This window comes from Erwinia aeris (assembly GCF_041224955.1).
GTDB classification, from domain to species: Bacteria; Pseudomonadota; Gammaproteobacteria; order Enterobacterales; family Enterobacteriaceae; genus Erwinia; species Erwinia aeris.
The window spans coordinates 127,721-154,128 of record NZ_JBGFFX010000010.1 but is presented as its reverse complement, the minus strand read 5'-3'; the positions used below and the strand labels follow the sequence as shown (position 1 = coordinate 154,128).

Sequence of the window (26,408 nt, the reverse complement as noted above, 5' to 3'; positions counted from 1 at the left end):
AATTGACCTTGCCCATTGCGCCCACAGCTGGCGCGTTCAGTCCGCTTCATTTATCACGCCGATGTCACAGCATCGGTTACGCCGGTTGCGCACGATAAAAAACGGGTAAATGCTTTTTCTTAAAGCCAAACCGAGGCCTGTAATTCAAAAATCGCTAAACCTTGTAAGCTAATTCCGCCCTTGCGTCAAACGCATATGGCTGCAATCCGCTAAAAAAGCACTCGCTCGCTCAGTTTGTTACAAAAAAGCTTTACTCGTCACGAATCAGTCTTGGGGTTATGAAGATCACCAGCTCACGTTTTTTTTGGCCGGTAGTCGCATGGCGAAAAAGCGCGCCCAACAGCGGTACAGAGCCAAGAAACGGCACCCGGCTCTGCCCTTTTGCGCGCTGCTGCTGGAAGATGCCGCCCAGCGCCAGCGTTTCACCATCTTTCAGCGTGACCTGGGTCTGGATCTCCTGTTTATCGATGGCGATATATTCGCCCTCGCCGCTGCGTACCGTACTGCCGGGCAGGTTCTGGCTGATATGCAGCCTTAGCATGATGCGGCCGTTCGGCTGCACGTAAGGCGTTACGTCCATGCCTAAGACCGCCTCCCTGAACTCCACGCTGGTTTTACCGTTGCTACCGCTGGAGACCTCATAGGGGATTTCGGTGCCCTGTTTAATACTGGCGGGCTGCTGATGCGAGGTGAACAGTCGGGGACTGGCGATAATCTCCAGTTTGTTTTCCTGCTCCAGCGCGTTCAGCTCCAGATCCAGCATCCTGCCGTTCAGGCGCGCCAGGGTAAAGCCTAAGGCCAGTGCGGGATTAGCCACCGGCAGATCAACGCGCAGCTGGCTGACCCGCAGCGCGCGGGCGATCTGCTCTTCGCCGCCCAGGCCCCAGCGCACGCCCAGCTCGCGCAGGCTCTCTTCGCTGAGGGTAACGATATGCGCGGCGAGTTCGACCTGCTCCAGCGGCGTATCCAATGCCGTGACCCAGCGCTGGATCTCGTTCAGCGCGGCTCGGGTGTCGCGCAGGATCAGGCTGTTGGTGCGTTTATCTACCGTCACGCTGCCGCGCGAACTCAGCAGCTTCGCCTGCGCGCTCTGCAGGCTGCCGTAGACTTTTTCCGCCTCTGCATAGCGCAGCGGCAACGCCAGCGTATCAAGCGGCAGCGCCTTTTCCGCCTCCTCCCGCTCAAGCGTTTGCCGTCGCTGCTGCTCTTCCTGCCAGCCCTGCGGGAAAACCAGCAGCACGTTGCCTTCTTTATTCACCTTCAGCTTCGCCAGGCGGGAAACCAGCGTCAGCGCCTGCTGCCAGCTGACCTCTTTTAAACGGACGGAAAGCCGTCCCTCGACGCCGGGCGCAACCAGCAAATTCAGCTGCTGATAGTCCGCCAGCGCCTGAAGAATTTGCCCGACAGGCGCGTCATCGAACGCCAGGGAAAGCGGCGCCGGGCTGCCCCGCAATGGCGTTGCCAGCCATAGCGGCAGCAGGAGAAGAACTTTCCACAGGCGAATGTGTTTCATAAAGGCTTCCTTGCAAGTTAATCCTTAAAGGCGCGCTGCACGGCGTGGCGGCCGCCAGCGTAATGCCCAGCGCGGTGACGTCCCGCAGCTGCCAGTAAGCGTCCGGCCAGCTCTGCGCAGCCCATAATTTACCGCTGCCGCTACGGGTCACCAGCCAGGCGCGGTAGTTCGCTGGCCGACCGATGATGCCGCGCAGCTGCGGCGGCGGCATGGGTAACAGGGGGTCACAAAACATGTTTTCCGGCGGCGAAAAGGGATCGCGGGCCGCCAGCGCGCTACACCCCAGCAGCAGCGCAGCCACCAGTATTACCGGGCGTTTTAGCCAATCTTTTAAAAAGGCACTAGCGTTCATATTGCACCACCAGATTTAACCGCAGCTGTTCATCCACCCGCTTCAGGCTGAACTGCGCCAGCCTGACGGCGGGTTGCCGCTCGCTCAGATAGCGAAACGCGGACTGCAGCTGCGGCCAGCTAAGCAGCAGGGTTAATTCGCCGCCCTGAGGCGTTGGCTGCCAGCCCTGTAAACGGTTGCCCGCCGCCTCGCTCAGCTGTAGCCACGAGAAAGGCCGCGCCGCCCCAGGCCGTAACGCCAGTTGCAGGCCAGCGATATCCGCTTCGGCTTCGTGCAGCGAGCTTCGCTGTTGCAAATTGTGCAGCAGCAGCCGATAGCGCTTGTGCTCCTGTTGCCGCTGCTGCGCCACCTGTAAAGCCTGCTGCTGAAGAGGCCGCAGCCAGACCTGGCGTACCATCAGCGCGCCCGTGATAAAGCAGAGCACCAGCAACAGCAGCCTTAGCCAGAACGGCAAAGCGAGCCAGCGATGCAGCAGAACGCTACTCATGTTCCTGTTCCGGCAGCGTGGCCTCCAGGCTGAAGCGGATAATGCCCTTTCCGTCGCGGCTGAGCCTGCCGGTGTTGACCTGTTGAAACAGGTGAAACCGCTCTAACTGCTGACGAAACGCCTCAACTTCAGCCAGCCGCAGGCAAAATCCGGTGACGGTCAGACTCTGCGCGGTTTTGCTGATTTCGCTCAGCCAGAGCGCCGCTGGCAGGGTTGCGGCCAGGTCACGCGTAAATGCCTGCCACTCGCGCAGGCGCGCCTGCCTGCCTTCACTGATGGCCAGCGCGCGTCGAAGCGTATCGCGCCGGGCTTCCAGACGAGCCAGGCGAGCGCTGAGCCTGTCGAGCTGGTCGTTGGTTTCTTTCAGCCAGCGCAGGCCGGTCTGCTGCCGCTTGCCGAGCGTCTGCTGCTCCAGCAAGGGCATCGTCAGCGCGAGCAACAGAACCAGTAGCGCCATAAGCAACAGGCCGTCGCGGCGCAGCTGTTGACGCTGCCGCTGCCGACGCCAGGGAAGAAAATTTACCCAGACCATCAGGCGTCCTCCGGCCGCAGCGCCAGCCCGGCGGCCAGCGCAAAAGCGCCGCTGTACGCGGGCAACGGCAGCGACTTAAAAGCGAAAGCCGCCAGCGGCTCCAGCCACAGCGCATCGGCAGGCAGCGCTTCCGGCAAGGCCGAGCTATAGTAAAGCGTGGCCGCATCGGCGAGGTATTTTTCGCGCAGCGCCGCCAGGTTGGCCGCTTCATCAGCGGGACACCACCCCCATGGCGGCTGTAGCCGCGCGCCAAACCAGAGCCAGTGGTCGGGTAAACGGTGCACCAGCACGGCATCCGGGCTGAGCCGCAGGCTTTGCGCCAGCGCAAACAGCGCGGCCGGGGCCAGCTCCAGCACCCGAGGGTTGAGTCCCGCCGTCTTCAGCATCGATAGCCAGTCATGAACCGCGTCCCGACGGGCGGCGGTCAGCCACAGCTGCCCGCTGTCGGCAGCTGCCTGGCGGTAGTCAAGCGCAAGTTTTTCAGGCTCTATCGGAAAAAATCGCTTCGCCGCGGCCGCGATATAGCTGCTACGCTCTGGTTCACGCAGTGAGGTTTGCGGCAGCGCCAGCGCGTGCTGCAACGCCAGCCGGGCGGGAAAGCCGACGCGCAGCGAGATCTGCCGCGGCAGCCGTTTTCGCCACTGTCGCAGCAGGGGAATAAGCGGGTCGGGCCGTTGCACCAGCCCGTTGGTTAACGTATCGTGCGGCAGCGCATGTTGCCACCAGTGGCGCAGTTGCCAGCCGTTACGACGGTATTGAATACCCAGGGCGCAAAGCTGTCCGTTCTGAATATCCAGGCCGACTTGCCATGTCTGAAATGCCATTTCGCGCGGTCTCCCTGCTCAGTAGAAAAATGATGTATCCAGGCCTCTGGCTTGCCTTTATACTACCGCGCGATTGTTTATAAACTGTCCAGGCGACTTAAGATGGAAAATATCAGGTGAAGTTCGTAAAGTATTTTTTGATCCTTGCAGTGTGTTGCATTTTGTTGGGAGCCGGCTCGATTTATGGTCTGTATCAGTACATACAGCCGCAGCTGCCCGATGTCGCCACGCTGAAAGATGTCCGGCTGCAAACGCCCATGCAGGTCTACAGCGCGGATAACGAGCTGATTGCTCAATACGGCGAAAAGCGCCGCATCCCGTTAAAGCTTGGGCAGATCCCGCCCGTCATGGTCAAGGCCTTTATCGCTACCGAAGACAGCCGCTTTTATGAGCATCACGGTATCGATCCTATCGGCATTTTCCGCGCGGTAAGCATTGCGCTGGTTTCCGGCCACGCTTCCCAGGGCGCCAGTACCATCACGCAGCAGCTGGCCCGTAACTTTTTCCTCAGCCCCGAGCGTACGCTGATGCGTAAAATCAAGGAGGCTTTTCTCGCCATTCGCATTGAGCAAATGATGAGCAAAGACGAAATCCTTGAGCTTTACCTGAACAAAATCTATCTGGGCTACCGCGCCTATGGCGTGGGCGCCGCTGCACAGGTCTATTTCGGCAAAAATGTCGATCAACTCTCGCTGGGCGAGATGGCGATGATCGCCGGTCTGCCTAAAGCGCCATCGACCTTTAACCCGCTCTATTCCCCTACTCGCGCGCTGTCTCGTCGCAACGTCGTGCTCAGCCGCATGCTGGATCAGAATTACATTACGCAGGCGCAGTATGACGAAGCGCGCCTTTCGCCGCTGGAAGCGCACTATCACGCGCCGGAAATCGCCTTCTCCGCCCCTTATCTGACCGAGATGGTGCGTCAGGAGATGGTGAAACGCTACGGCGACAACGCGTATAACGACGGCTTTAAAGTCACCACGACCATTACCCGTAAATTACAGCTGGGCGCGCAGAAAGCGTTGCAGGACAACGTGCTGAATTACGATATGCGTCATGGCTACCGCGGCCCGGCCAACGTGCTGTGGAAAGTCGGCCAGACCGCCTGGGGCCGTACGGAGATCCTGAAAACGCTGAAGGCGCTGCCGGTTTACGGCCCGCTCTTCCCGGCGGTGGTAACCGAAGCCAACCGCGAAGAAGCCACGGTACTGATGCGCGACGGCAGCAGCGTGACGCTGAACCTGGCTGGCGTACGCTGGGCGCGGCCTTATAAATCCGATACCGTCCAGGGCCGCACGCCGACTTCCGTGACCGAAGTGGTGCAGCCGGGCCAGCAGATTTGGGTTCGCCAGATGGATACCGGCTGGTGGCTGGCGCAGGTGCCGGACGTTAACTCGTCGCTGGTTTCGCTGGATCCGCACAACGGCGCCGTTCGCGCACTGGTAGGCGGTTTCGACTTTAACCTGAGCAAATTTAACCGCGCGACCCAGGCGCTGCGCCAGGTAGGCTCGAACATCAAGCCGTTCCTGTATACCGCAGCGATGGATCGCGGGCTGACGCTGGCCTCTATCCTGAACGACGTGCCGATCTCCCGCTGGGATGCCGGCTCGGGCGCCGACTGGCGGCCAAAAAACTCACCGGCGACCTACGACGGCCCGATCCGCCTGCGTCAGGGGCTGGGTCAGTCCAAGAACGTGGTCATGGTGCGCGCTATGCGTGCGATGGGCGTTGATTACGCCGCGCAGTATCTGCAACGCTTTGGCTTCCCGGCGCAGAATATCGTGCACACCGAATCGCTGGCGCTTGGCTCCGCTTCGTTTACGCCATTGCAGATGGTGCGCGGCTATTCGGTGATGGCCAACGGCGGCTTCCTGGTCGATCCTTTCTTTATCAGCAAGATTGAGGATGAACAGGGCAATACGCTGTTTGAAGCCAGGCCGAAAGTAGCCTGCCCGGAATGCAATCTGCCGGTGATTTACGGCGAGACGCAGAAAGCGGTAGCGCTGAATGAAGACAGCGTGGAAAACCCGACGGTATCGCAGCAGGGCGGCAACGCAGTCGTTCCGCAGCCGCAGCTGGAGCAGGTTTCCCAGCCGCCACAGCAGGATGAACAGTACGCGCCGCACGTGATCAACACGCCGCTCTCTTTCCTGATCAAAAGCGCGATGAACTCCAATATCTTTGGCGAACCGGGCTGGATGGGCACCGGCTGGCGCGCAGGACGCGATCTGAAGCGCAACGATATCGGCGGTAAAACGGGCACCACCAACAGCTCGAAAGACGCCTGGTTCTCAGGCTATGGTCCGGGCGTGGTGACCTCTGTGTGGATCGGCTTTGACGATCACCGCCGCGATTTGGGCCGAACGACCGCTTCCGGCGCGATTAAAGATCAGATTTCAGGCTATGAAGGCGGCGCGAAGAGCGCTCAGCCAGCGTGGGACGACTACATGAAGGTCGCGCTGGATGGCGTACCGGTGCAGCCGCTGACGCCGCCTGAAGGCGTGGTTACCGTCACCATCGATCGCCGTACCGGCAAGCTGGCCAACGGCGGCGGCAATACCCGTCAGGAGTACTTTATCAACGGCACACAGCCGACCGAGTATTCCGTCCATGATGTCGGCACCACGCTGATGGACAACGGCGAAAGCCACGAGCTGTTCTGATGCCGGGCCATGTCGCCCGTGCCTGATGGCCACAAAAAAGCCCGGTTTTTACCGGGCTTTTCTTTGGAATGCTGTCGCGTTTTTAGTAGCTCAGCCGCCCCTGGCGAATCAACCACTCCCGCACCATAAACAGCGCGCTGACGTTGCGCGCCTCGCAAAAATCAGGCTCCTGCAGCAGCGCCATCAGGTTATCCAACGGCCAGCGAACCTGCGGCAGCGGTTCCGGCTCGTCGCCTTCCAGCCGCTCTTCGTAAAGATCTTCCGCCACGATGATATTCATCTTACTGGAAAAATAGGACGGCGCCATGGTGAGCTTGCCCAGCCATTCCTGCTGACGTGCGCCAAAACCTACCTCTTCCTTCAGCTCGCGGTTGGCGGCTTCCGCAGGCGTTTCGCCCGGATCGATCAGGCCTTTAGGGAACCCCAGCTCATAATTTTCCAGTCCGACGGCATATTCCCGGATAAGAATAAGATGGTTGTCCACAATGGGGACGATCATCACGGCTTCACGTTCAGTGGGTTTCATTCGCTCATAAACGCGCTCAGCACCGTTGCTGAACACTAAATCCACGGCCTCCACGGTAAACAGACGCGACCGCGCGACGGTTTCAACATTCAGGATTTTAGGTTTTTGCAGTTGTCCGGTCATAGTGGCCCCAGGGAAAAGCCAAAAAAATGAGCGTAATAGCTCGCCAGTCGCGGTAAATTTACCGACAGTTACGCTATTGTGCGGCAGTGAAAGAAGGTTGCCAATCAGCGCATGAATTATTTTACACCGTTATAACAAATCCACCCGTAAGTAATTAAAAAGTTTTAAAAAAGTCAATGCGTGTTTTACAAAATAAGAATATACCGATATTGCTACGGCCTATGGCTTGTTACCATCTCGGTCGGGGCTAATCTACTATTATTCTAATTTTATGATTTTGCGCGTTATTTTATTAAACTTCGCGGATTGCCAGCGCTGCCTGAAGCCGTCACAATATCGATATAACTATGATTCAGGCCGGTAATTTCCAGCACAATGGCAGGAGCAGGATGGCAGGGAGAAAAGCATGAGCACAATAGTCATTATATTGGCTGTAATGCTGGCCTGTTCACTCGGAGCGGGTTGTTTTTTCTGGTACGCTATGCGGCATCGCCCGCCGTTGGCGAAACCGCTGCCATTCATTAGTCCGCCTTTTCGCAAGCTGAGCGACGACGAGCGTAAAGCCGTTGAACGCTACATCGGCTCTTTAGCGAAGCACCGCAGCATTCCGCTTCCCGGCGGCAATACACATGCAAACGATAATCTGGCGCTAACCTCGCAAAGCAGCAACGTCTATCCGGTTACCCGCTCTATTACCCGCTACGGCCTTTCCACCGACGATCCGCACAAATGGCGTTACTATCTGGATGCGGTTGAAGTGCATCTGCCGCCGCTGTGGGAACAGTACATCGCCGAAGAAAATTACGTCGAGCTGATCAAAACGCAAACTATTCCGCTGGTGGTTTCGCTCAACGGGCATTCGCTGGTCAACTACGTTTACGAGCCGCCTGCGCTGGGGACGGTAACGCGGCCTGCGGCGCAAAACGCCTCGATCAGAAAAGAAGAAAGCGAAAACATTGAGCTGCTTAGCGTGCGTAAAGAGACGCCTGAAGAGTATATGCTCAGCCGTCCCGACGGCACGCGCGAGGCGGTAGCTATCAGCCTGGGGCTGCTGCTGCTCTTTTTTAGCCTGATTAGCCCGGCGGTAATGATGCCGTGGCTGGTGGTCACCGCGCTGGTCATTATCCTTATCAGCGCCTGGTCGCTCTGGCGGCGGCCAGGCGAGAAAGACCTGCGGGAAATCCACTGCCTGCGCGGCGCGCCCAAACGCTGGGGTCTGTTCGGCGAATCCAACCAGGGCCAGGTCAGCAATATTTCACTCGGCATTATCGATCTGATCTATCCTCCCCACTGGCAGCCTTACGTGGCGCACGATTTAGGCCAGCCTACCGAAGTGGATATCTATCTTAACCGTCAGGTCGTGCGTCAGGGCCGCTTTCTGTCACTACAGGATGAAGTCCGCAATTTCCCTATTCATCGCTGGCGCAAAAACCTGGTGCTGGCTACGGGTTCGCTGCTGGTGCTGGTGCTGCTGGTTTTTCTGGTGCCGCTAAGTATGCCGCTCAAGCTAAGCATCGCCTGGCTGAAAGGCACCGAAAGCGTCCAGGTGCACAGCGTGGGCGAGCTGGAAAACGTTGCCTTGCGCATCGGCGACTCCCTTAAAGTCAGCGGTGAAGGCATGTGTTCAGTCCCGGCGACCTATCAGGGCAACCGCAGCTACGCGTTTATGCCTTTCGACTGTTCGGCCGTCTACTGGAATAACGCCGCTCCCCTGCCCCAGCCGCAGTCGGATATTATCGATAAGGCTACCGCCCTGCTGAACACCACCAGCCTGCAGCTGCATCCACAGAACAGCACCGATCCCAAGCTTAATCCGCAGCTCGCCACGGCTATCCAAAAATCAGGCATGATCCTGCTGGATGACTTTTCCGATATCGTGCTGAAAACGCAGGATCTGTGCAGCCAGGAGCAGGACTGCGTCAGGCTGAAAAACGCGCTGGTCAACCTTGGCAACGCTAAAGACTGGGAAACGCTGGTGCGTCGGGCGGACTCTGGCGCGCTGGCCGGCACCAATGTGCTGCTGCGACCGGTCAGCGCCGAAGCGCTGGAAAACCTGGTCAACACCGCCACCTCTTCGTTTTTCTATCGGGAAACAAGACGCGCGGCGGAAGCGCTTAACAGCCCGCCGCCCGGCGGTTTTCTGATCCTCAGCGATGAAGGCCGCCAGCTGGTCAATCAGCAGGCGCCCGGCATCTCCCTGTTCGACTTCAACGCGCCCGACCAGTGGCCGGAATTACAGCGCCTGGCGGGCATGCTGCTGCACACGCCGTTTTCCGCCAGCGGCATCGTGACCAGCATTACCACCGACGCCAACGGCACGCGGCATATCGCGCTGCACAGCGAGCCGGACGCCACCCGACTGGGCCACTATCTCGGCACCACCCTGCTGCTACTGATCGTTGCCTTAAGCTTTATCTTTAACGGTCTGCTGGCCCTCAGACGTATTCATCTCAATCGCGTGCGCACCACGGCGATTCAGGACTATTACGATAAGTGTTTTAACCCCGCGCTAAGCACGCCGCAGACTATCCGACCGCTGTTCTGAGCCCGTCGGTTTTATGCTATTTTTAAGGTTATCGTCCTCTCTGCGCCATCCCGCATGACGCTCTCCGGCTTAAGCCGGAGAGGCACCTTGATTTCCGACAGGCAACCCATACATAGGGATATTCCCAAACAGGAGCAGCGATGAAAGAGAAATCCGCAGAAGCGGTTCGGCTCGATAAATGGCTGTGGGCCGCTCGCTTCTATAAAACCCGCGCGGTCGCACGTGAGATGATTGAAGGCGGCAAAGTGCACTACAACGGCCAGCGCAGCAAGCCGAGCAAGCTGGTGGAGCTGAACGCCCAGCTAACCTTACGCCAGGGCAATGATGAACGTACGATCATCGTTCTGGCAACGGGTGACCAGCGTCGTCCGGCCGCAGAAGCCCAGCAGATGTATGCCGAAACGGCTGAAAGTATTGAGAAGCGGGAAAAGATAGCGCTGGCGCGAAAAATGAACGCGTTGACTATGCCGCATCCTGACCGTCGCCCTGACAAAAAAGAGCGCCGGGACCTGATGAAATTTAAAAATTCTGGCGACGAATAAGCTTGCCACAACGAGAGAGAATTATGGCTCATCAAGACCAAATGCACCGTTATCTGTTTGAAAATTACGCCGTACGCGGCGAACTGGTGACGGTATCCGACACCTGGCAGCAGATTATCAACGGTCACGATTACCCGCTGCCGGTACAGAAAGTGCTGGGCGAGCTGCTGGTCGCCACCAGCCTGCTGACCGCCACGCTGAAGTTCGACGGCGACATCACCGTGCAGCTTCAGGGCGACGGCCCGCTGAACCTGGCCGTGATCAACGGTAACAATCGTCAGGAAATGCGCGGCGTGGCCCGTGTTAACAGCGAGATCGCGCCGGACAGCAGCCTGAAAGAGATGGTCGGCAACGGCTACCTGGTGATCACCATCACGCCAGCCAAAGGCGAACGCTATCAGGGCGTGGTTGGGCTGGAAGGCGAAACCCTGGCCGAGTGTCTGGAAGACTACTTTATGCGTTCGGAGCAGCTGCCGACCCGCCTGTTTATCCGTACCGGCGAAGCGGAAGGCCAGGCTGGCGCAGGTGGTATTCTGCTGCAGGTTCTGCCCGCGCAGGACGCCAAAACAGAGGACTTCGAGCATCTGGCGACGCTGACCGACACCATTAAAACGGAAGAGCTGCTGGGCCTGCCGGCCAACGAAGTGCTGTGGCGACTGTATCATCAGGAAGAAGTCACGCTCTACGATCCGCAGGACGTGATCTTCCGCTGCACCTGTTCGCATGAACGCTGCGGTGAAGTTCTGCGCAGCCTGCCGGAAGAAGAAGTGAATGAGATCCTGGCCGAAGACGGCAAGATCGATATGCATTGCGACTACTGCGGCAGCCACTATATTTACGATGCTGTAGATATCGCAGCGATCCGCAACGACTCTGCCGCCGGCGACGAGCGCGTGCACTGATAATACTGCGCCGTCGCCAGGCGGCGCATCTCTCTGACCATCCTATGCCTTTTTACCGTAGTCATTCCGCAAAACCCTTACGCAAATGCATACGCTGAGGCGATAATAAGCGTTTCATGTGTCGCCTCTCATTTCTGCCTCCTGTTGCTTTTCCTCAGCCTTTAGCCGTGTAAACTGCGCGCGATCGCAATTTACACTTTATTAAGAATTTGATAACCACTACGGTTAACGGCACGTGATTTCCCTTCATCTGTAATTACAACCGACCCGACAAAGGAGCAGTAACATGCGTGACCTGACCCAGCAGGATCTCGTCGATTATGGCATCACGGACGTGGTTGAGATCCTTTACAACCCGGATTTCGACACGCTGTACAGGGAAGAAACGCGTCCCGAACTGAGCGGATATGAACGCGGTATCGAAACGCAATCCGGCGCGATTGCCGTCGATACCGGCATCTTTACCGGCCGTTCCCCCAAAGATAAATATATCGTGCGTGACGAGACAACTCGCGACACGCTGTGGTGGAACGATCAGGGCAAAGGCAAAAATGACAACCAGCCGCTTTCGCAGGAAATCTGGCAGGATCTGAAAGCCAAAGTCACCAAACAGCTCTCCGGCAAACGTCTTTTTGTTGTGGATGCCTGGTGCGGCGCTAACCCGGATACGCGTCTCAGCGTGCGTTTTATTACCGAAGTGGCCTGGCAGGCGCATTTCGTTAAGAACATGTTTATCCGGCCGGATGAGGCGGCGCTGGCCAGCTTCGAACCTGACTTTGTGGTGATGAACGGCGCGAAATGCACTAACCCCGACTGGCAACAGCAGGGGCTGCATTCCGAAAACTTTGTCGCGTTTAACCTGACCGAGCGCATCCAGCTGATTGGCGGCACCTGGTACGGCGGCGAGATGAAGAAAGGGCTGTTCGCCATCATGAACTATCTGCTGCCGCTGAAGGGTATCGCGTCGATGCACTGTTCGGCCAACGTTGGCGAAAAAGGCGATGTGGCGGTGTTTTTCGGCCTCTCCGGCACCGGCAAGACCACGCTGTCGACCGATCCAAACCGCCAGCTGATCGGCGACGATGAGCACGGCTGGGACGATGACGGCGTCTTCAACTTTGAAGGCGGCTGCTACGCCAAAACCATCAAGCTGTCTGAACAGGCGGAGCCGGAAATCTATCACGCTATTCGTCGCGATGCGCTGCTGGAAAACGTGGTGGTACGCGCCGACGGTTCGGTGGACTATGACGACGGCAGCAAGACCGAGAATACCCGCGTCTCCTACCCGATTTACCACATCGACAACATCGTGAAGCCCGTGTCGAAAGCGGGACACGCCCGTAAGGTGATCTTTCTGACAGCGGACGCTTTCGGCGTGCTGCCGCCGGTGTCGCGCCTGACGCCGGAGCAGACGCAGTATCACTTTCTGTCAGGTTTTACCGCCAAGCTGGCCGGTACGGAGCGTGGCGTCACCGAACCGACGCCGACCTTTTCCGCCTGCTTTGGCGCGGCGTTCCTGACGCTGCATCCGACGCAATACGCCGAGGTGCTGGTAAAACGCATGGCGGCGGCGGGCGCGGAAGCTTATCTGGTCAATACCGGCTGGAACGGCAGCGGCAAACGTATTTCGCTGAAGGACACACGCGCCATTATCAACGCTATCCTCAGCGATGAGATTGCCGGGGCGGAAACCATCACGCTGCCGATCTTTAACCTGACGGTGCCGCTGGCGCTGCCAGGCGTGGACAGTGCGATCCTCGACCCGCGCAACACTTACGCCGATGCCGCACGGTGGGAAGAGAAAGCGCGCGACCTGGCGCAGCTGTTTATTACTAATTTTGATAAGTATACCGATACGGCCGCCGGTGCGGCGCTGGTATCCGCCGGCCCGCAGCTGTAGGCCAGGCGTGATAAAAAAGGCCGGATGTCTGACATCCGGCCTTTTTCATTGTTGCGGCTTATCCCGTCACGACCGCAGGCGCGGTGCTGGGCGGCAAAGGCAGCCAGGCGCGGATACATAATCCGCCCCGCTCGCTTTCGCCAATTTCCAGCGATCCCTGATGCGCATCGATAATGCGCTGCACGATCGCCAGCCCCAGCCCTGTACCGCTGGTGCTGCGGGCGCTGTCGCCGCGCACAAAAGGCTGAAGCAGGTGCTTAAGCTGCTCGGGCTTGATCCCCGGCCCGTCATCCTCTACCTGGAACCAGGCGCGCTGTAGCTCGCTGCCGCTGCTGACCTTGATCCAGCCGTTGCCATAGCGAGCGGCATTAACCACCAGATTGGCGACCGCGCGCTTGATCGACAACGGATTGATATCCAGCATCAGTTCCGTCGGCATTACCGCGTTCTCGATTTCCCGCTCGTAGCCGCTTTCCGCCGCCACGACCTCGCCTACCACGCTATTGAGATCCGCACGCTCGGTCTGCATCTCCTGCCCGGTACGCAGGTAGTCGATAAACTGCTCGATAATGGCGTTGCATTCTTCAATATCTTTGTTGATCGATTCCGCCAGGTAGCCGTCTTCCTGCGACATCATTTCAGTGGCCAGGCGAATACGCGTCAAAGGCGTGCGCAAATCGTGGCTGACGCCTGCCATCAACAGCGTGCGGTCGTCGGCCAGCTGCTTCACGCCTGCCGCCATCTGATTAAACGCCCGCGTCACCGATCGCACTTCAGACGCGCCGTATTCCCGCAGCGGCGGCGGAATAATGCCCTTGCCCACCTGAAGCGCGGCGTGCTCCAGCTCCACCAGCGGTCGGTTCTGGATGCGGATAAACAGCCATGCGCCGCCTATCGCCAGCAGCATAATCGCCAGCGTGTAGCGGAACAGCGGCGAGAAGTCGCCCTGATGAATTTCGGTCAGCGGCACCCGCACCCAGATATCGGGCGAAAGCCAGGTTTTCAGCCAGACAACCGGCGAATTTTTGTTTACTTCGACGCGTACGTCGGTTGGGCCGCCGAGCTGCTGCGCCATCTGCTGGCTGAGAAACTCGTAGTGTTGCGCCCAGCGTAATCCGCTCTCTTCCGCCGCCGCATTGGTATACAGCGAAATACCCAGCTCGCGATAGATTTCCCGGCGAAACGCTGGCGGCACTTCAAGCTGCGTGCCGTCCTCCAGCTGCAGCCTGTCGGTCATCAGCATTCGCACCTCATACGCCAGCACCTTATTAAACTGCTGCAGGCTGGGCAGAATGGCGAAATTCAGCACCACCAGATAGGTCGTCACCAGGCTGACAAACAGCAGGGTGACGATCAGCAGCAGCGTGCGGGCAAAGGAACTGCGGGGAGAGAAGCGGAGTCGCCTCATGCTTTACTGCCGTCCGGTACAAAGACGTAGCCTAAACCCCACACGGTCTGGATATAGCGCGGATGGGCCGGATCTTCTTCCACCATGCGGCGCAGACGGGAAATCTGCACGTCGATAGAACGCTCCATCGCGCTGTATTCGCGGCCGCGCGCCAGATTCATCAGCTTGTCGCGGGAAAGTGGCTCGCGCGGGTGGCTCACCAGCGCCTTCAGCACGGCGAATTCTCCGCTGGTCAGCGGCATCGGCTCGTCTTCGCGGAACATTTCGCGCGTGCCCAGGTTCAGCTTAAACTTGCCGAAAGCGATAACCGCTTCTTCCTGCGAAGGCGCGCCCGGCAGCTCGTTGGCCTGACGACGCAGCACGGCGCGGATACGGGCCAGCAGTTCGCGTGGGTTAAACGGTTTGGGAATATAGTCGTCGGCACCGATTTCCAGCCCTACGATACGATCCACTTCTTCCCCTTTCGCCGTGACCATAATGATCGGCATCGGGTTGCTCTGGCTACGCAGACGGCGGCAGATAGAAAGACCGTCTTCGCCCGGCAGCATCAGGTCCAGCACCATCAGGTGGAAGGATTCGCGGGTCAGCAGACGATCCATTTGTTCAGCGTTCGCGACGCTGCGCACCTGGAAACCCTGCTCGGTCAGATAACGTTCTAACAGCGCGCGCAAACGCATATCGTCATCCACGACCAGGATTTTGTAGTTTTCTTGCATTTCGATACTCCAAAGGCGCTATTGCCTGCGCCGGTATTCTTAAAAAAGATGCCTGAATGTAACAGTCAATAATGGTTTATATTCTAGCCGAAATTGTTACAAAGCATATTAAACAGCAGCTTATCTTTAATTTATCCGCGAAACTACCCCTTCAGCCGCCCTCTTTTTGCACTGAAAGATCAGGACAAACAATCAGTAACGGCGGGCCAGAAAAAACGTGAAGGTATTTGCATCGCCGGCCGGGCCGCAACAAAATAATGCGCGCACTCCCGAGAAAGAGAAGGACGACAATGAAAACCAAACTGATCACCCGCGAAGGTTACGACAAGCTGAAAGCCGAGTTGGACTATCTCTGGCGCGAAGAGCGTCCGGAAGTGACAAAAAAAGTGACCTGGGCCGCCAGCCTGGGCGACCGCAGCGAAAACGCCGACTACCAGTACAACAAGAAACGCCTGCGTGAAATTGACCGCCGCGTGCGCTACCTGACCAAGTGTCTGGAGCAGCTGCGCATCGTGGACTATTCGCCGCAGCAGGAAGGCAAAGTGTTCTTTGGTGCCTGGGTCGAAGTGGAAAACGACGACGGGGAACTCAAGCGCTTTCGCATCGTCGGCTACGACGAGATCTTCGGCCGCAAAGACTACATTTCTATCGACTCGCCTATGGCGCGCGCGCTGCTGAAAAAAGAGGTAGGCGATCTGGCCGTGGTGCAGACGCCCGTTGGCGAGGCGGGCTGGTACGTCAACGACATCACCTACGTTAAACAATCCTAATCCTGCGGATCTGCGGCCTCCTTAAGGCCATACGCTGGCAATTGCCGTCGGCAATCCGTAGACTTGCCGCAGTTTCTCAAGCCATAAAGTAACCGACAATGAAAGATTCGCTGAGCCGCATAATTGCAAGTGAGCTGCAGGCACGGGCAGAACAGGTTGATGCCGCTGTCCGTCTGCTGGATGAAGGAAACACCGTGCCGTTTATCGCACGCTACCGTAAGGAAGCGACCGGCGGCCTGGACGATACCCAGCTGCGCCAGCTGGAAGCGCGCCTGGGCTACCTGCGCGAGCTGGAAGAGCGCCGTCAGTCGATCCTGAAATCCATTGGCGACCAGGGCAAGCTGACCGACGAGCTGGCCGAGGCTATCGGCAGCACGCTGAGCAAAACCGAGCTGGAAGACCTTTACCTGCCCTACAAGCCGAAACGCCGCACGCGTGGACAGATTGCTATCGAAGCGGGCCTGGCGCCGCTGGCCGACGCCCTGTGGCAGGATCCCTCCCACGAGCCGGAGCAGTTTGCCGCAGGCTTTGTCGATGCCGATAAAGGCGTGGCCGACACCAAAGCCGCGCTGGACGGCGCGCGCTATATCCTGATGGAGCGCTTTGCGGAAGACGCCGCGCTGCTGGCGAAAGTGCGTGACTACCTGTGGAAAAACGCCCATCTGGTATCGCGAGTGGTGGAAGGCAAGCAGGAAGAAGGCGCCAAGTTCCGCGACTATTTCGATCATCACGAACCGCTGTCTACCGTGCCTTCGCATCGCGCGCTGGCCATGTTCCGTGGCCGCAACGAGGGCGTACTCCAGCTTGCACTGAACGCCGATCCGCAGTTTGACGAGCCGCCGCGCGAAAGCCAGGGCGAACAGATCATCGCCAGCCATCTCAACCTGCGCCTGAACAACGCCCCGGCGGACAGCTGGCGCAAAGCGGTGGTGAGCTGGACATGGCGCATTAAAGTGATGCTGCATCTTGAAACCGAGCTGATGGGCACGGTACGCGAACGCGCGGAAGACGAGGCGATTAACGTGTTCGCCCGTAATCTGCACGATCTGCTGATGGCCGCGCCTGCGGGTATGCGCGCCACGATGGGTCTGGATCCGGGTCTGCGCACCGGCGTGAAGGTCGCTGTGGTGGACGCCACCGGCAAGCTGGTCGCCACGGATACGGTTTATCCGCATACCGGCCAGGCCGCCAAAGCCGCCGCTGCGGTCGCCGCGCTTTGCACAAAGCATCAGGTTGAGCTGGTGGCGATCGGCAACGGCACCGCCTCGCGCGAAACCGAACGTTTTTATCTGGATGTGCAAAAGCAGTTCCCCCAGGTTAAAGGCCAGAAGGTCATCGTCAGCGAAGCGGGCGCCTCCGTCTATTCCGCTTCCGAGCTGGCCGCGCTGGAGTTTCCGGATCTGGACGTTTCGCTGCGCGGCGCCGTTTCCATTGCCCGTCGCCTGCAGGATCCGCTGTCCGAGCTGGTGAAAATCGATCCGAAATCGATCGGCGTCGGCCAGTATCAGCACGACGTCAGCCAAAGCCAGCTGGCGAAAAAGCTGGATGCGGTGGTGGAAGACTGCGTTAACGGCGTGGGCGTGGATCTGAACACCGCTTCCGTGCCGCTGCTGACCCGCGTCGCCGGCCTGAGCAAGATGATTGCGCAGAATATCGTTAACTGGCGCGACGAGAACGGCCGCTTCCGCAATCGCCAGCAGCTGCTGAAGGTCGCCCGCCTGGGGCCGAAAGCCTTTGAACAGTGCGCGGGCTTCCTGCGTATCAGCCAGGGCGATAACCCGCTGGATGCCTCAACCGTTCACCCGGAAACCTATCCGGTCGTCGAGCGCATCCTGGCCGCCACCGAGCAGGCGCTGAGCGATTTGATGGGCAACGCAACCGCGCTGCGCGATCTGCGCGCCGTGGATTTCACCGACGAGAAGTTTGGCGTGCCGACGGTCAGTGACATCCTCAAAGAGCTGGAGAAACCGGGCCGCGATCCGCGTCCCGAGTTCAAAACCGCCCAGTTTGCGGAAGGCGTGGAAACCATGAACGACCTGCTGCCGGGCATGGTGCTGGAGGGTGCCGTCACCAACGTCACCAATTTCGGCGCTTTTGTCGATATCGGCGTGCATCAGGATGGCCTGGTGCATATCTCTTCGCTGGCCGACAAGTTCGTCGACGATCCGCATAAGGTGGTGAAAGCGGGCGATATCGTCAAAGTCAAAGTGATGGAGGTCGATCTCCAGCGCAAGCGTATCGCCTTAACCATGCGTCTTGACGAGCAGCCGGGCGAAACCAACGCTCGCCGCAGCGCTGGTCGTGACGCTCGCCCTGCGCAAAATAAAGCGCGCGCACGTCCTGCCGCGCAGCCTGCAGGCAACAGCGCGATGGGTGATGCGCTGGCCGCCGCCTTCGGCAAGAAGTCCTGATCGCGGGCGCTAACGCGCCCGTTCTGCAAAAAGCGTGCGGCTCGCCCGATCCGCACGCTTAACCGGCGATTTTTTTGCGCGCCATTCGCTTTTTGGTTTCCCGTTTACTTTCCAGATAACTTCCTTCGGCGTAAATTTGTCCTACATCAACTGAAGTAATAATCATTCTCAATATAATCACCCCCGTCAATTATCACGGCAGCGTAACTTGCCAGGGTGGTGCTATGAAATTTCTTGCCAATCGCTATTACACAATCAAAGGTTTCTCTCCGGCTATCAGTCCGGGCTTCCGGCAAAAACTGCTATTGCAGGGGCTTTGTCCCGGTTCTCGCTTTCAGGTTAAGGCCGTGGCGCCGTTCGGCGGCCCCGTCAAAATCGAAAACGGCTATGCCAGCCTGGCGCTGCGCCGCAAAGATCTTTCCCTTATCCAGCTTGACTGCCTGAACTGAAAGCGAGCGACTCTATGAAAACCACGACGATCGGCCTTATCGGCAATCCCAACGCCGGGAAAACGACCCTGTTTAACCAGCTGACCGGCGCCCGCCAGCGCGTCGGCAACTGGGCTGGCGTCACCGTGGAGCGCAAGGAAGGTTCCTTTACCACCGCGCAGCACAAGGTGCAGCTGGTGGATCTGCCTGGCACCTATTCACTGACCACCATGTCGGAGCAAGGCTCGCTGGATGAGCAGATCGCCTGTAGCTATATTCTGAGCGGCGAGGCGGATCTGCTGATCAACGTGGTTGACGCCAGCAACCTGGCCCGCAATCTGTACCTGACGCTACAGCTGCGCGAGCTGGGCGTACCCTGCATCGTCGCGCTGAACATGCTGGATATTGCGGAAAGTCAGCATATCCATATCGATGTGGCGCAGCTGGAAAAAGCGCTGGGCTGCCCTGTACTGCCGCTGGTGTCCACACGCGGCACGGGCATTGATCGGCTGAAGGCGGCGATTGACGACTTTGACGGCCGGGCCAGGGTATTGACCGTCGATTATCCCGAAGAAACGGAGCGCCACGTCGCCACGCTCCAGGCCGCCATGCCGGTTCAGCTGCCGCTTTCGCGTCGGCGCTGGCTGGCCCTGCAGATGCTGGAAGGCGACGTCTGGTGCCGTATTCAGGCCGGTGAGCGCGCCGCAGCGCTGGCGGCACAAATCGGCCCGGAAGCGCCGCTTGCCATCAGCCAGGCTCGCTATGCCGCGATTGAAAAGCTGTGCCAGCGCGCCAGGGGAAAACAGACGGCCATTCCGCCTCGTCTCTTCGGGCTGCTTGACGCGCTGGTGCTGCATCGCTGGCTGGGTATCCCCATTTTCCTGGCGGTGATTTACCTGATGTTCTTTCTCGCCATCAACCTGGGCGGCGCGCTGCAACCGCTGTTTGAACAGGGTAGCGCGGCCATCTTTGTCGACGGCATGCAGTGGCTGGGCGCAACGCTGCACTTCCCTGGCATGCTGACGCTGTTCCTGGCGCAGGGCATCGGCGGCGGCATCAATACGGTGATGCCGCTGATCCCGCAGATTGGCCTGATGTATCTGTTTCTCTCTTTTATGGAGGATTCCGGCTATATGGCCCGCGCGGCTTTTGTCGTGGATCGGCTGATGCAGGCGCTGGGGCTGCCCGGCAAATCCTTTGTGCCGCTGATCGTCGGCTTCGGCTGCAACGTGCCTGCGGTGATGGGCACCCGCACGCTTGACGCGCCGCGCGAACGGTTGATTACGCTGCTGATGGCGCCCTTTATGTCATGCGGCGCGCGGCTGGCTATCTTTGCCATTTTCGCCTCGGCTTTCTTCGGCCAGCACGGTGCGCTGGTGGTATTCAGCCTCTATCTGCTGGGGATCCTGGCCGCGATCGTCACTGGCCTGGTGCTGAAGCACACGCTGCTGCGCGGCGAGGCGACGCCTTTTATGATGGAAATGCCTGCCTGGCACGTGCCGCATCTGAAAAGCCTGTGCCTGCAAACCTGGCAGCGGCTGAAAAGCTTTGTGCTGCGCGCCGGCAAGGTCATCGTGATCGTGAGCGTGATTATCGGCGGTCTGAACAGCTTTTCGTTCAGCGGCCAGCCCGTTTCCAGCATCAATGATTCGGCGCTGGCGACGGTAAGCCGTCAGCTGACCCCGCTGCTCGCTCCGATTGGCGTCAGCAGCGATAACTGGCAGGCTACGGTCGGGCTGCTCACCGGCGCGATGGCGAAAGAAGTGGTTATCGGCACGCTGAATACGCTTTATACCGCCGAGGCGCTGCACGAAGAAACCTTCGATCCACAGAGCTATAGCCTGCTGGCGGAGCTGAAAGGGGCGGTAACGGAAACCTGGCAAAGCGTGAAGGAAACATTCAGCCTGAGCGTGCTGCTGCATCCGCTTGATGCCAGCAAAGGCGACGGCGATATGGCAAGCGGCGCGATGGGCATGATGCACAGCAAATTTGCCAGCGATACCGCCGCCTATAGCTATCTGATTTTCGTGCTGCTTTACGTGCCTTGCGTGTCGGTGATGGGCGCGGTAGCGCGCGAAAGCAGCACCGGCTGGATGCTGTTCTCAAACTTTTGGGGGCTGAGCCTGGCCTACAGCCTGGCGGCAACGTTTTATCAGCTTGCCACCTTCACCAGCCATCCGCAGTCAAGCGCGATAGTCCTGGTCGCGGTCGCCCTGTTTAATCTGCTGCTGCTGGCGGTGATGAAAAACATCAGGCTGCCGCCAGCCCGGCTGTCGGTCAGAACCCTTGATGCCAATGGCTGCATGGGATGCAGTAAAAAAGGCAGCTGCCACTAAAGCGTCAGCCGCCGCAGGAAGTTGCGATTTCGCTTCCAGGGTCTACAGTGAACATTACGTGGCTGTAAACCAATGCGGTGGCTCACTTTATAAAAATGGAAATTATCAATAATTTAATCGATAAGATCTATGAGGGCGCTTTTCCCGCCGATACGCTGAACCAGCTGACGGAAGCCATCAGGCAGACGCAAAAAGAACTCGGCTACCAGCGTAAAGCGCACTGGGACGAAAAAGACGTGGTGCTGATTACCTACGCCGATCAGTTCCGCGAGCGCGAGGCGCCCACGCTGCGCACCTTCTCCCGCTTTTATCAGCAGCATCTCAAGTGCTTTACCCTGGTTCATCTTCTGCCTTTTTTCCCCTACTCCTCCGACGATGGCTTTTCGGTCATTGACTATCATCGGGTCAATACCATCTGCGGCGACTGGTCAGACGTGGCGGAACTGCATCAGCATACGCGGCTGATGTTCGATTTCGTCTGCAACCATATTTCTGCCCACAGCGCCTGGTTTAAGCACTATCTGGCACAGGATCCCGGCTGGGACGATTTCTTTATCAGTATGCCGCCCGGCACGGATCTCAGCGCGGTAACGCGGCCCAGAACCTCGCCGCTGCTGACGCCTTTTACGCTGGCAAACGGCGAAACCCGTTTTATCTGGACCACCTTCAGCGCCGATCAGATCGACCTGAATTTCGCCAGGCCAGAGGTGCTGCTGAGCATGGTCAGGGTGCTGCTCGACTATCTGGCAAAGGGCGCGGACTATGTGCGGCTGGATGCGGTGGGCTATATGTGGAAAACGCCCGGCACCTCGTGCATCCATCTGGAAAAAACGCACCTGCTGGTGAAGCTGTTCCGCGCTATCGCGGAGGAAGTCGCGCCCGGCACGGTGATCATTACCGAAACCAACGTGCCGCATAAAGACAATATCAGCTACTTCGGCAACGGGCGCGATGAAGCGCAGATGGTCTATCAGTTCTCGCTGCCGCCGCTGTTGCTGCACGCTATCCATTATGGCTCCTCACGCGCGCTCAAGCAGTGGGCAGCCTCGCTGGGCGTCGGCAACGGCACCACCACCTGGTTTAACTTTCTGGCCTCGCACGACGGCATCGGCCTGAATCCGCTGCGCGGCATCCTGCCGGAAACCGAAATCGTGTCGCTGGTCAGGGATCTGGCGCTTGAAGGCGCGCTGATCTCCTATAAAAACAATCCTGACGGCACCAGCAGCCCCTATGAGATCAACGTTACCTATATGGATGCGCTGAATAAAAAAGAGGACAGCGACGAGGTGCGCTTCCAGCGCTTTATGCTGGCGCATGCGGTACTGCTGGCTTTTCCCGGCGTGCCGGCGGTTTATATTCAGAGCATTTTGGGTTCACGTAACGATATGGAAGGGGTAAAAGTAGCGGGCCACAACCGGGCCATTAACCGCGAAAAATACGCTATCGGCGAGATTGAAGCCGCGCTCAGCGATACCCGCTCGTTACGCCATAAGGTGTACCATGGGCTGAGCCAGCTGATTCAGTTAAGAACGCGCCAGCCCGCTTTTCATCCCGATAACCCTGCCGAAGTGCTGGAAAGCGATAACTCACTGTTTATTTTGCGACGTCGATCGGCGCAGACGCATGAAGAGATGCTCTGTATTTATAATCTGAGCGGTAAAGAAGTTAGCTGGACGCTGCCGGACGATCGGCTCTACCGTAATATTGCCGGTAACAGCATTTTTAACAGTAATCATCCGCTGACGCTGCCGCCGTGGCGCTTTCTGTGGCTGAAAAATGTGGGAGAGAAACAGCAGGCAGAATGAATTCTGCCTGCCGAAAGCTTTACTTATAAACGTCTGCGGTCGCGCTGAATTTACCGTGTTCACGGCCAGCGATAATCAGATAGTATTTGCCGCCCTTTTCATCCGCCAGCTTCGACAGCACCGCTTTGGCATCCATTGGCGAAGTGGTTTCCGCCGTGGTGTGCACCGTGCCGATTTTTTCCAGGTTCATGGTTTTGACTTCTTCTCGGGTCACCTCTTTCGCCGCCAGCGCGGCAAAAGGCAGGGACAGCGCCAGAAAGGCAACGGCCATCGTTTTTAATTTCATCAGAGACACTCCCGGTTAATGTTATTGTCGTCGGCTGCCGGATGAGAATGCTGGGCAGGAATTCAGCCTGCCCACTCAGAGGTAAAGCGGTCAGCAGCCCCTGATAATTATTATCGGTAACCCGCAATTCGCCAGTTTTCTGAACAAAATTAACGCGGCAATTTCAATCCAAAATCAATCAGTTGCTTGCAGAACGCTTCGGCATGGGAAATAAAAGGCGCGTGTGCGGCCTTGTCGATGATAACCGCTTCGCTGTCGGGCCAGCGCGCATCCAGCAGCGGTGCGATTTTACGCGGCACCAGGCCGTCCAGCGCGCCGTAAATACGCAGCAGTGGCACCTGTAATGCCTGCATCGGTTCGCGCAGATCGACGGTGCGCAGAATTTCCAGCCCGCCCTGCAGCACGCTGACTTCCGGAGCAGGCAGTGAGAGCACCACGCTTTTGAGCTGGCGCGCATCCTGCCTGGCCGTTTCCGTGCCCAGCGTTTGCAGCGCCAGGAAGCGCTCGACGGTACGCTGAAAATCCTCGCTCAGCTGCTGCTGAAAATTACTTAGCGTCTCGGGTTTGATGCCCGGCCAGTCGTCCTGCGCGGTAAAACAGGGGGAAGAAGCCACGCTGACCAGCCCGCTGACGCGTTGCGGATGCTGCAACGCCAGCGAACTCGCCACCAGGCCGCCTAACGACCAGCCCAGCCAGACGGCGCGGGCAGGCGCAAAGGGCAGCAGGTTCGCCACCATCTCCTCCACGCCCATCGCCGGAAACCCTTCGCTGCGGCCATAACCGGGCAGATCCACCAGGTGCAGACGAAAATGCGGGCTGAGTCGCGCAATGATGTTCTGCCAGACGCCCGCGTTCAGTCCCCATCCGTGGAGCATCACAAGATCGCGATCTCCCGTGCCGATTGTCTGCCAGTAAAGCTGAGCCATCTATTACTATCCTGTTTTTGTCATGGAGGACGCTATGCTAACAATGCCCGCCGCCTGTTGGCTATGCCGGATGCCGCTGACGCTGGCCCATCACGGTATATGCAGTTACTGCCAGCGCGCCCTGAAACCGCCCTGTTGCTGTCCGCGCTGTGGCTTATCGACCTTTTATCCCAATGAGGAGTGCGGACGCTGCCAGCGCCATCCGCCCTCGTGGCAGCGGCTGGTTTTTGTCGCCGACTGGCAGCCGCCGCTAAAAGAGCTGGTCAAAAAACTGAAGTTTTCGCAGCAAACAGCACTATCGGTGATGCTGGCGCGCCTGATTTTGCTAACCTGGTTAACGGCCCGTCGTGAAGGCAGGCTCCAGCGTCCCGATCTGCTGCTCTACGTTCCGCTGCATCGCAGCCGCGCCTGGCGGCGTGGTTATAATCAGCTGGACGATATGGCCCGCTATCTGGCGCACTGGCTTGCCATTCCCTGCGCGCCGGGCGGCCTGAGCCGGAAAAAAAGGACACGGGTTCAGCACTTTTTATCGGCCCGCGCCAGACGGCGTAATCTGCGGGGCGCCTTTAAGGTTGAAATCGAGGTGAAAGGACGGCATATCGCTTTACTGGATGACGTCGTCACCACCGGCAGCACCGTTGAAGAAATCGCCCGGCTCCTGCTGCGTGCGGGTGCGGCCAGCGTACAGGTCCTGTGCCTTTGCCGCACCTTGTAGAGCGTCGGCGATGAGCGTAAAATAAACCCACTAATTTAGTCAACTATTGAGCAATCGCCATGATCCGAATTACTGATTCTGCGCAAGAGCACTTCGCAAAACTGCTGTCAAAACAGGAAGAGGGCACCCAGATTCGCGTATTCGTTATCAATCCGGGTACGCCCGGTGCGGAATGCGGCGTTTCTTACTGCCCACCCGATGCGGTAGAAGCCACCGACACCGAGCTGAAGTTCGAGAAGCTCTCCGCCTACGTTGATGAACTGAGCGCGCCCTACCTGGAAGACGCCGAGATTGATTTCGTCACCGATAACCTGGGTTCCCAGCTGACGCTGAAGGCGCCAAACGCCAAAATGCGTAAGGTGAGCGACGACGCGCCGCTGATCGAGCGTGTGGAATATCAGCTCCAGGCCACTATTAACCCACAGCTGGCGAGCCACGGCGGCAAGGTATCGCTGATGGAAATCACCGACGACGGCTTCGCTATCCTGCAGTTCGGCGGCGGCTGTAACGGCTGTTCAATGGTTGATGTGACGCTGAAAGAAGGTATTGAGAAAGAGCTGCTGGCGACCTTCCCCGAGCTGAAAGGTGTGCGCGATCTGACCGAGCACCAGCGTGGCGAACACTCTTTCTACTAAGCGTTAGCGGCCCGATAAAGCCAACGTTGCCTTTTCCCGAATGCCAGATCCCGATCTGGCATTTTTATTCACTGTTCAAAATTCCTGCCAAACCGCCTTTGTCATCGCAACCAGTCGCGTGGTTTTATCAGATCTGTCTCGCCATTTTCTTTATGATCGTTTGGATGTATAAACTATCCCTTATGCCAGATACCGAAAATGGAGAGGAAAGAAAAATGACCGATTTGAAGGATTACCTGAAAGCTCAATTTTCAGAGGCCGAGCGCGCAGAGATCCAGCGGGTGGCTGACGAGCTAATCCTGGCAACCGGCCTACAGCTACTGCGGGAAAAACTATTGTAAGCGAACGGCGTTTTCTTTAGCCCATTTCCTTAATCGTGCACAGGCATTAGCGTAAGGCGAGGAGGTGTTAAAAGAGATCATCCTTCCCATCGTCCATTTCCCGTACCAGGCTTTTCCATAGAGCGCTTCGTCGGTGCGGTTCTTAATCATCTGGACGATCTTCCTGTTAGCGGACTGGAGGTTGAGGATTAACGTTCCGTAATCCAGATGCTGGTAATCCTGATAAAACTTTTGCGCCAGCAGGCCCAGCTGATTCCATTTATAGCCGGATTCTGGAAAATCAACGGGCTGCCCTTTTTCGCCCTGGTTGATCCATTTTATCACTAAGTTATTCCAGCCCAGCAGGTAACAAATAAGATCGCAGACGCTGATCTGGGTGCCTTTAGCATGGCCTTCCATCGTTTTGCTCAGGGTAAGTTCTGGAGGAATCACCTCAAGATAACGTTGTAGCTTAGCGAAGTTTTTATCAATTGCCGATAATAATGCCGTTCGGGTTTGTGGTACGCTCATGGAAATTCCCTCTTCGTTTTAAAATAGCCTTTATTTATATTACTTTTTTCCCTTTATCCTTTTGTCTGATTTTGTATCTCTGACAGATAAAAACATAACGAAACAATAAAACAGTAATGCCGAACTGAGATTTTCACCGGGCCAAAATTACCGATTAATGACAGAAAATAGCAAATTAGATGAGAATATTGTCATACTGTATGCGGTTAAAG

24 protein-coding genes are annotated in these 26,408 nt (G+C 57.9%); 13 read left to right on the top strand and 11 right to left on the bottom strand.

What is annotated here, in order from left to right:
* Nucleotides 1-250 precede the first annotated feature (250 nt).
* Genes hofQ through pilM form a run of 5 tightly spaced genes read right to left on the bottom strand, consistent with a single transcriptional unit; the run spans nucleotide 251 to nucleotide 3,708 of the window.
* Nucleotides 251-1,513 (bottom strand): DNA uptake porin HofQ, encoded by a 1,263-nt coding sequence (gene hofQ / locus AB6T85_RS16570; protein WP_369896182.1) that lies wholly within the window; start codon nucleotides 1,511-1,513, stop codon nucleotides 251-253.
* The gene (locus tag AB6T85_RS16565; RefSeq protein WP_369896181.1) at nucleotides 1,413-1,865 is read right to left on the bottom strand and encodes a hypothetical protein; all 453 of its coding nucleotides are present in this window, start codon (nucleotides 1,863-1,865) and stop codon (nucleotides 1,413-1,415) included. The genes hofQ and AB6T85_RS16565 overlap by 101 nt, the downstream gene beginning before the upstream one ends.
* Nucleotides 1,855-2,352, bottom strand: coding sequence for a HofO family protein (locus AB6T85_RS16560; RefSeq protein ID WP_253457640.1), 498 nt, complete (start codon nucleotides 2,350-2,352; stop codon nucleotides 1,855-1,857). The genes AB6T85_RS16565 and AB6T85_RS16560 overlap by 11 nt, the downstream gene beginning before the upstream one ends.
* Nucleotides 2,345-2,884, bottom strand: coding sequence for a PilN domain-containing protein (locus tag AB6T85_RS16555; RefSeq protein WP_253457637.1), 540 nt, complete (start codon nucleotides 2,882-2,884; stop codon nucleotides 2,345-2,347). Before AB6T85_RS16555 ends, AB6T85_RS16560 begins: the two co-directional genes overlap by 8 nt.
* A complete protein-coding gene (gene pilM, locus AB6T85_RS16550; RefSeq protein WP_301730904.1) occupies nucleotides 2,884-3,708 on the bottom strand; it encodes a pilus assembly protein PilM in 825 nt (274 codons plus the stop codon). The genes AB6T85_RS16555 and pilM overlap by 1 nt, the downstream gene beginning before the upstream one ends.
* Before the next feature lie 116 nt (nucleotides 3,709-3,824).
* On the opposite strand from pilM, the gene mrcA reads away from it, so the two are divergent.
* Nucleotides 3,825-6,371 (top strand): peptidoglycan glycosyltransferase/peptidoglycan DD-transpeptidase MrcA, encoded by a 2,547-nt coding sequence (gene mrcA / locus AB6T85_RS16545; protein ID WP_253457629.1) that lies wholly within the window; start codon nucleotides 3,825-3,827, stop codon nucleotides 6,369-6,371.
* A gap of 82 nt (nucleotides 6,372-6,453) precedes the next feature.
* Here mrcA and nudE read toward each other — a convergent pair whose 3' ends face one another.
* Nucleotides 6,454-7,020, bottom strand: coding sequence for an ADP compounds hydrolase NudE (nudE, locus tag AB6T85_RS16540; RefSeq protein ID WP_253457626.1), 567 nt, complete (start codon nucleotides 7,018-7,020; stop codon nucleotides 6,454-6,456).
* A 406-nt stretch (nucleotides 7,021-7,426) separates the two neighbouring features.
* Here nudE and AB6T85_RS16535 point away from each other — a divergent pair, with 406 nt between their 5' ends.
* From AB6T85_RS16535 to pckA, 4 genes are all read left to right on the top strand, one after another.
* Complete coding sequence (locus AB6T85_RS16535; RefSeq protein WP_369896178.1) at nucleotides 7,427-9,565, top strand: intracellular growth attenuator family protein; 2,139 nt, start codon at nucleotides 7,427-7,429, stop codon at nucleotides 9,563-9,565.
* Between the two features lie 140 nt (nucleotides 9,566-9,705).
* Nucleotides 9,706-10,107 carry a ribosome-associated heat shock protein Hsp15 gene (gene hslR, locus AB6T85_RS16530; protein WP_301251843.1) on the top strand — a complete coding sequence of 134 codons (402 nt, stop codon included), beginning with the start codon at nucleotides 9,706-9,708 and terminating at the stop codon, nucleotides 10,105-10,107.
* 23 nt (nucleotides 10,108-10,130) lie between these two features.
* The gene (gene hslO, locus AB6T85_RS16525; RefSeq protein WP_253457617.1) at nucleotides 10,131-11,009 is read left to right on the top strand and encodes an Hsp33 family molecular chaperone HslO; all 879 of its coding nucleotides are present in this window, start codon (nucleotides 10,131-10,133) and stop codon (nucleotides 11,007-11,009) included.
* A gap of 286 nt (nucleotides 11,010-11,295) precedes the next feature.
* Complete coding sequence (gene pckA / locus AB6T85_RS16520; RefSeq protein ID WP_301251845.1) at nucleotides 11,296-12,909, top strand: phosphoenolpyruvate carboxykinase (ATP); 1,614 nt, start codon at nucleotides 11,296-11,298, stop codon at nucleotides 12,907-12,909.
* A gap of 58 nt (nucleotides 12,910-12,967) precedes the next feature.
* On the opposite strand, the gene envZ is transcribed toward pckA, so the two are convergent.
* Both envZ and ompR read right to left on the bottom strand, forming a co-directional pair.
* Entirely contained in the window at nucleotides 12,968-14,317 is a 1,350-nt protein-coding gene (gene envZ, locus AB6T85_RS16515; protein WP_253457611.1) for a two-component system sensor histidine kinase EnvZ, read from the bottom strand.
* Complete coding sequence (gene ompR, locus AB6T85_RS16510) at nucleotides 14,314-15,033, bottom strand: osmolarity response regulator transcription factor OmpR (protein ID WP_001157751.1); 720 nt, start codon at nucleotides 15,031-15,033, stop codon at nucleotides 14,314-14,316. The genes envZ and ompR overlap by 4 nt, the downstream gene beginning before the upstream one ends.
* A gap of 290 nt (nucleotides 15,034-15,323) precedes the next feature.
* Between ompR and greB the strand changes: the two genes are divergently transcribed.
* The 5 genes from greB to AB6T85_RS16485 all read left to right on the top strand — a co-directional run bounded on the left by greB (nucleotide 15,324) and on the right by AB6T85_RS16485 (nucleotide 22,783).
* A complete protein-coding gene (gene greB, locus AB6T85_RS16505) occupies nucleotides 15,324-15,803 on the top strand; it encodes a transcription elongation factor GreB (RefSeq protein WP_253457608.1) in 480 nt (159 codons plus the stop codon).
* A gap of 98 nt (nucleotides 15,804-15,901) precedes the next feature.
* Entirely contained in the window at nucleotides 15,902-18,214 is a 2,313-nt protein-coding gene (locus AB6T85_RS16500; RefSeq protein WP_369896176.1) for a Tex family protein, read from the top strand.
* A gap of 224 nt (nucleotides 18,215-18,438) precedes the next feature.
* Complete coding sequence (locus AB6T85_RS16495) at nucleotides 18,439-18,663, top strand: FeoA domain-containing protein (RefSeq protein WP_125289886.1); 225 nt, start codon at nucleotides 18,439-18,441, stop codon at nucleotides 18,661-18,663.
* Between the two features lie 14 nt (nucleotides 18,664-18,677).
* Nucleotides 18,678-20,978 (top strand): Fe(2+) transporter permease subunit FeoB, encoded by a 2,301-nt coding sequence (feoB, locus tag AB6T85_RS16490; RefSeq protein ID WP_369896174.1) that lies wholly within the window; start codon nucleotides 18,678-18,680, stop codon nucleotides 20,976-20,978.
* Between the two features lie 95 nt (nucleotides 20,979-21,073).
* Entirely contained in the window at nucleotides 21,074-22,783 is a 1,710-nt protein-coding gene (locus tag AB6T85_RS16485; RefSeq protein ID WP_369896172.1) for an alpha-amylase family glycosyl hydrolase, read from the top strand.
* 19 nt (nucleotides 22,784-22,802) lie between these two features.
* On the opposite strand, the gene AB6T85_RS16480 is transcribed toward AB6T85_RS16485, so the two are convergent.
* Together AB6T85_RS16480 and bioH are read right to left on the bottom strand one after the other, a co-directional pair.
* The gene (locus tag AB6T85_RS16480) at nucleotides 22,803-23,072 is read right to left on the bottom strand and encodes a YdgH/BhsA/McbA family protein (RefSeq protein WP_253461199.1); all 270 of its coding nucleotides are present in this window, start codon (nucleotides 23,070-23,072) and stop codon (nucleotides 22,803-22,805) included.
* Nucleotides 23,073-23,218: 146 nt separating this feature from the next.
* Entirely contained in the window at nucleotides 23,219-23,995 is a 777-nt protein-coding gene (bioH, locus tag AB6T85_RS16475; protein ID WP_253457593.1) for a pimeloyl-ACP methyl ester esterase BioH, read from the bottom strand.
* 34 nt (nucleotides 23,996-24,029) lie between these two features.
* Between bioH and gntX the strand changes: the two genes are divergently transcribed.
* From gntX to AB6T85_RS16460, 3 genes are all read left to right on the top strand, one after another.
* Nucleotides 24,030-24,710, top strand: coding sequence for a DNA utilization protein GntX (gene gntX, locus AB6T85_RS16470; RefSeq protein WP_369896171.1), 681 nt, complete (start codon nucleotides 24,030-24,032; stop codon nucleotides 24,708-24,710).
* 59 nt (nucleotides 24,711-24,769) lie between these two features.
* Nucleotides 24,770-25,345 (top strand): Fe-S biogenesis protein NfuA, encoded by a 576-nt coding sequence (gene nfuA, locus AB6T85_RS16465; protein ID WP_125289892.1) that lies wholly within the window; start codon nucleotides 24,770-24,772, stop codon nucleotides 25,343-25,345.
* A 215-nt stretch (nucleotides 25,346-25,560) separates the two neighbouring features.
* Nucleotides 25,561-25,686: a hypothetical protein gene (locus AB6T85_RS16460; RefSeq protein WP_301289650.1), complete on the top strand. Its 126-nt coding sequence runs from the start codon at nucleotides 25,561-25,563 to the stop codon at nucleotides 25,684-25,686.
* On the opposite strand, the gene AB6T85_RS16455 is transcribed toward AB6T85_RS16460, so the two are convergent.
* Complete coding sequence (locus AB6T85_RS16455) at nucleotides 25,678-26,196, bottom strand: ClbS/DfsB family four-helix bundle protein (RefSeq protein WP_369896168.1); 519 nt, start codon at nucleotides 26,194-26,196, stop codon at nucleotides 25,678-25,680. The two genes, AB6T85_RS16460 and AB6T85_RS16455, sit on opposite strands and share 9 nt — an antisense overlap.
* Nucleotides 26,197-26,408 lie beyond the last annotated feature (212 nt).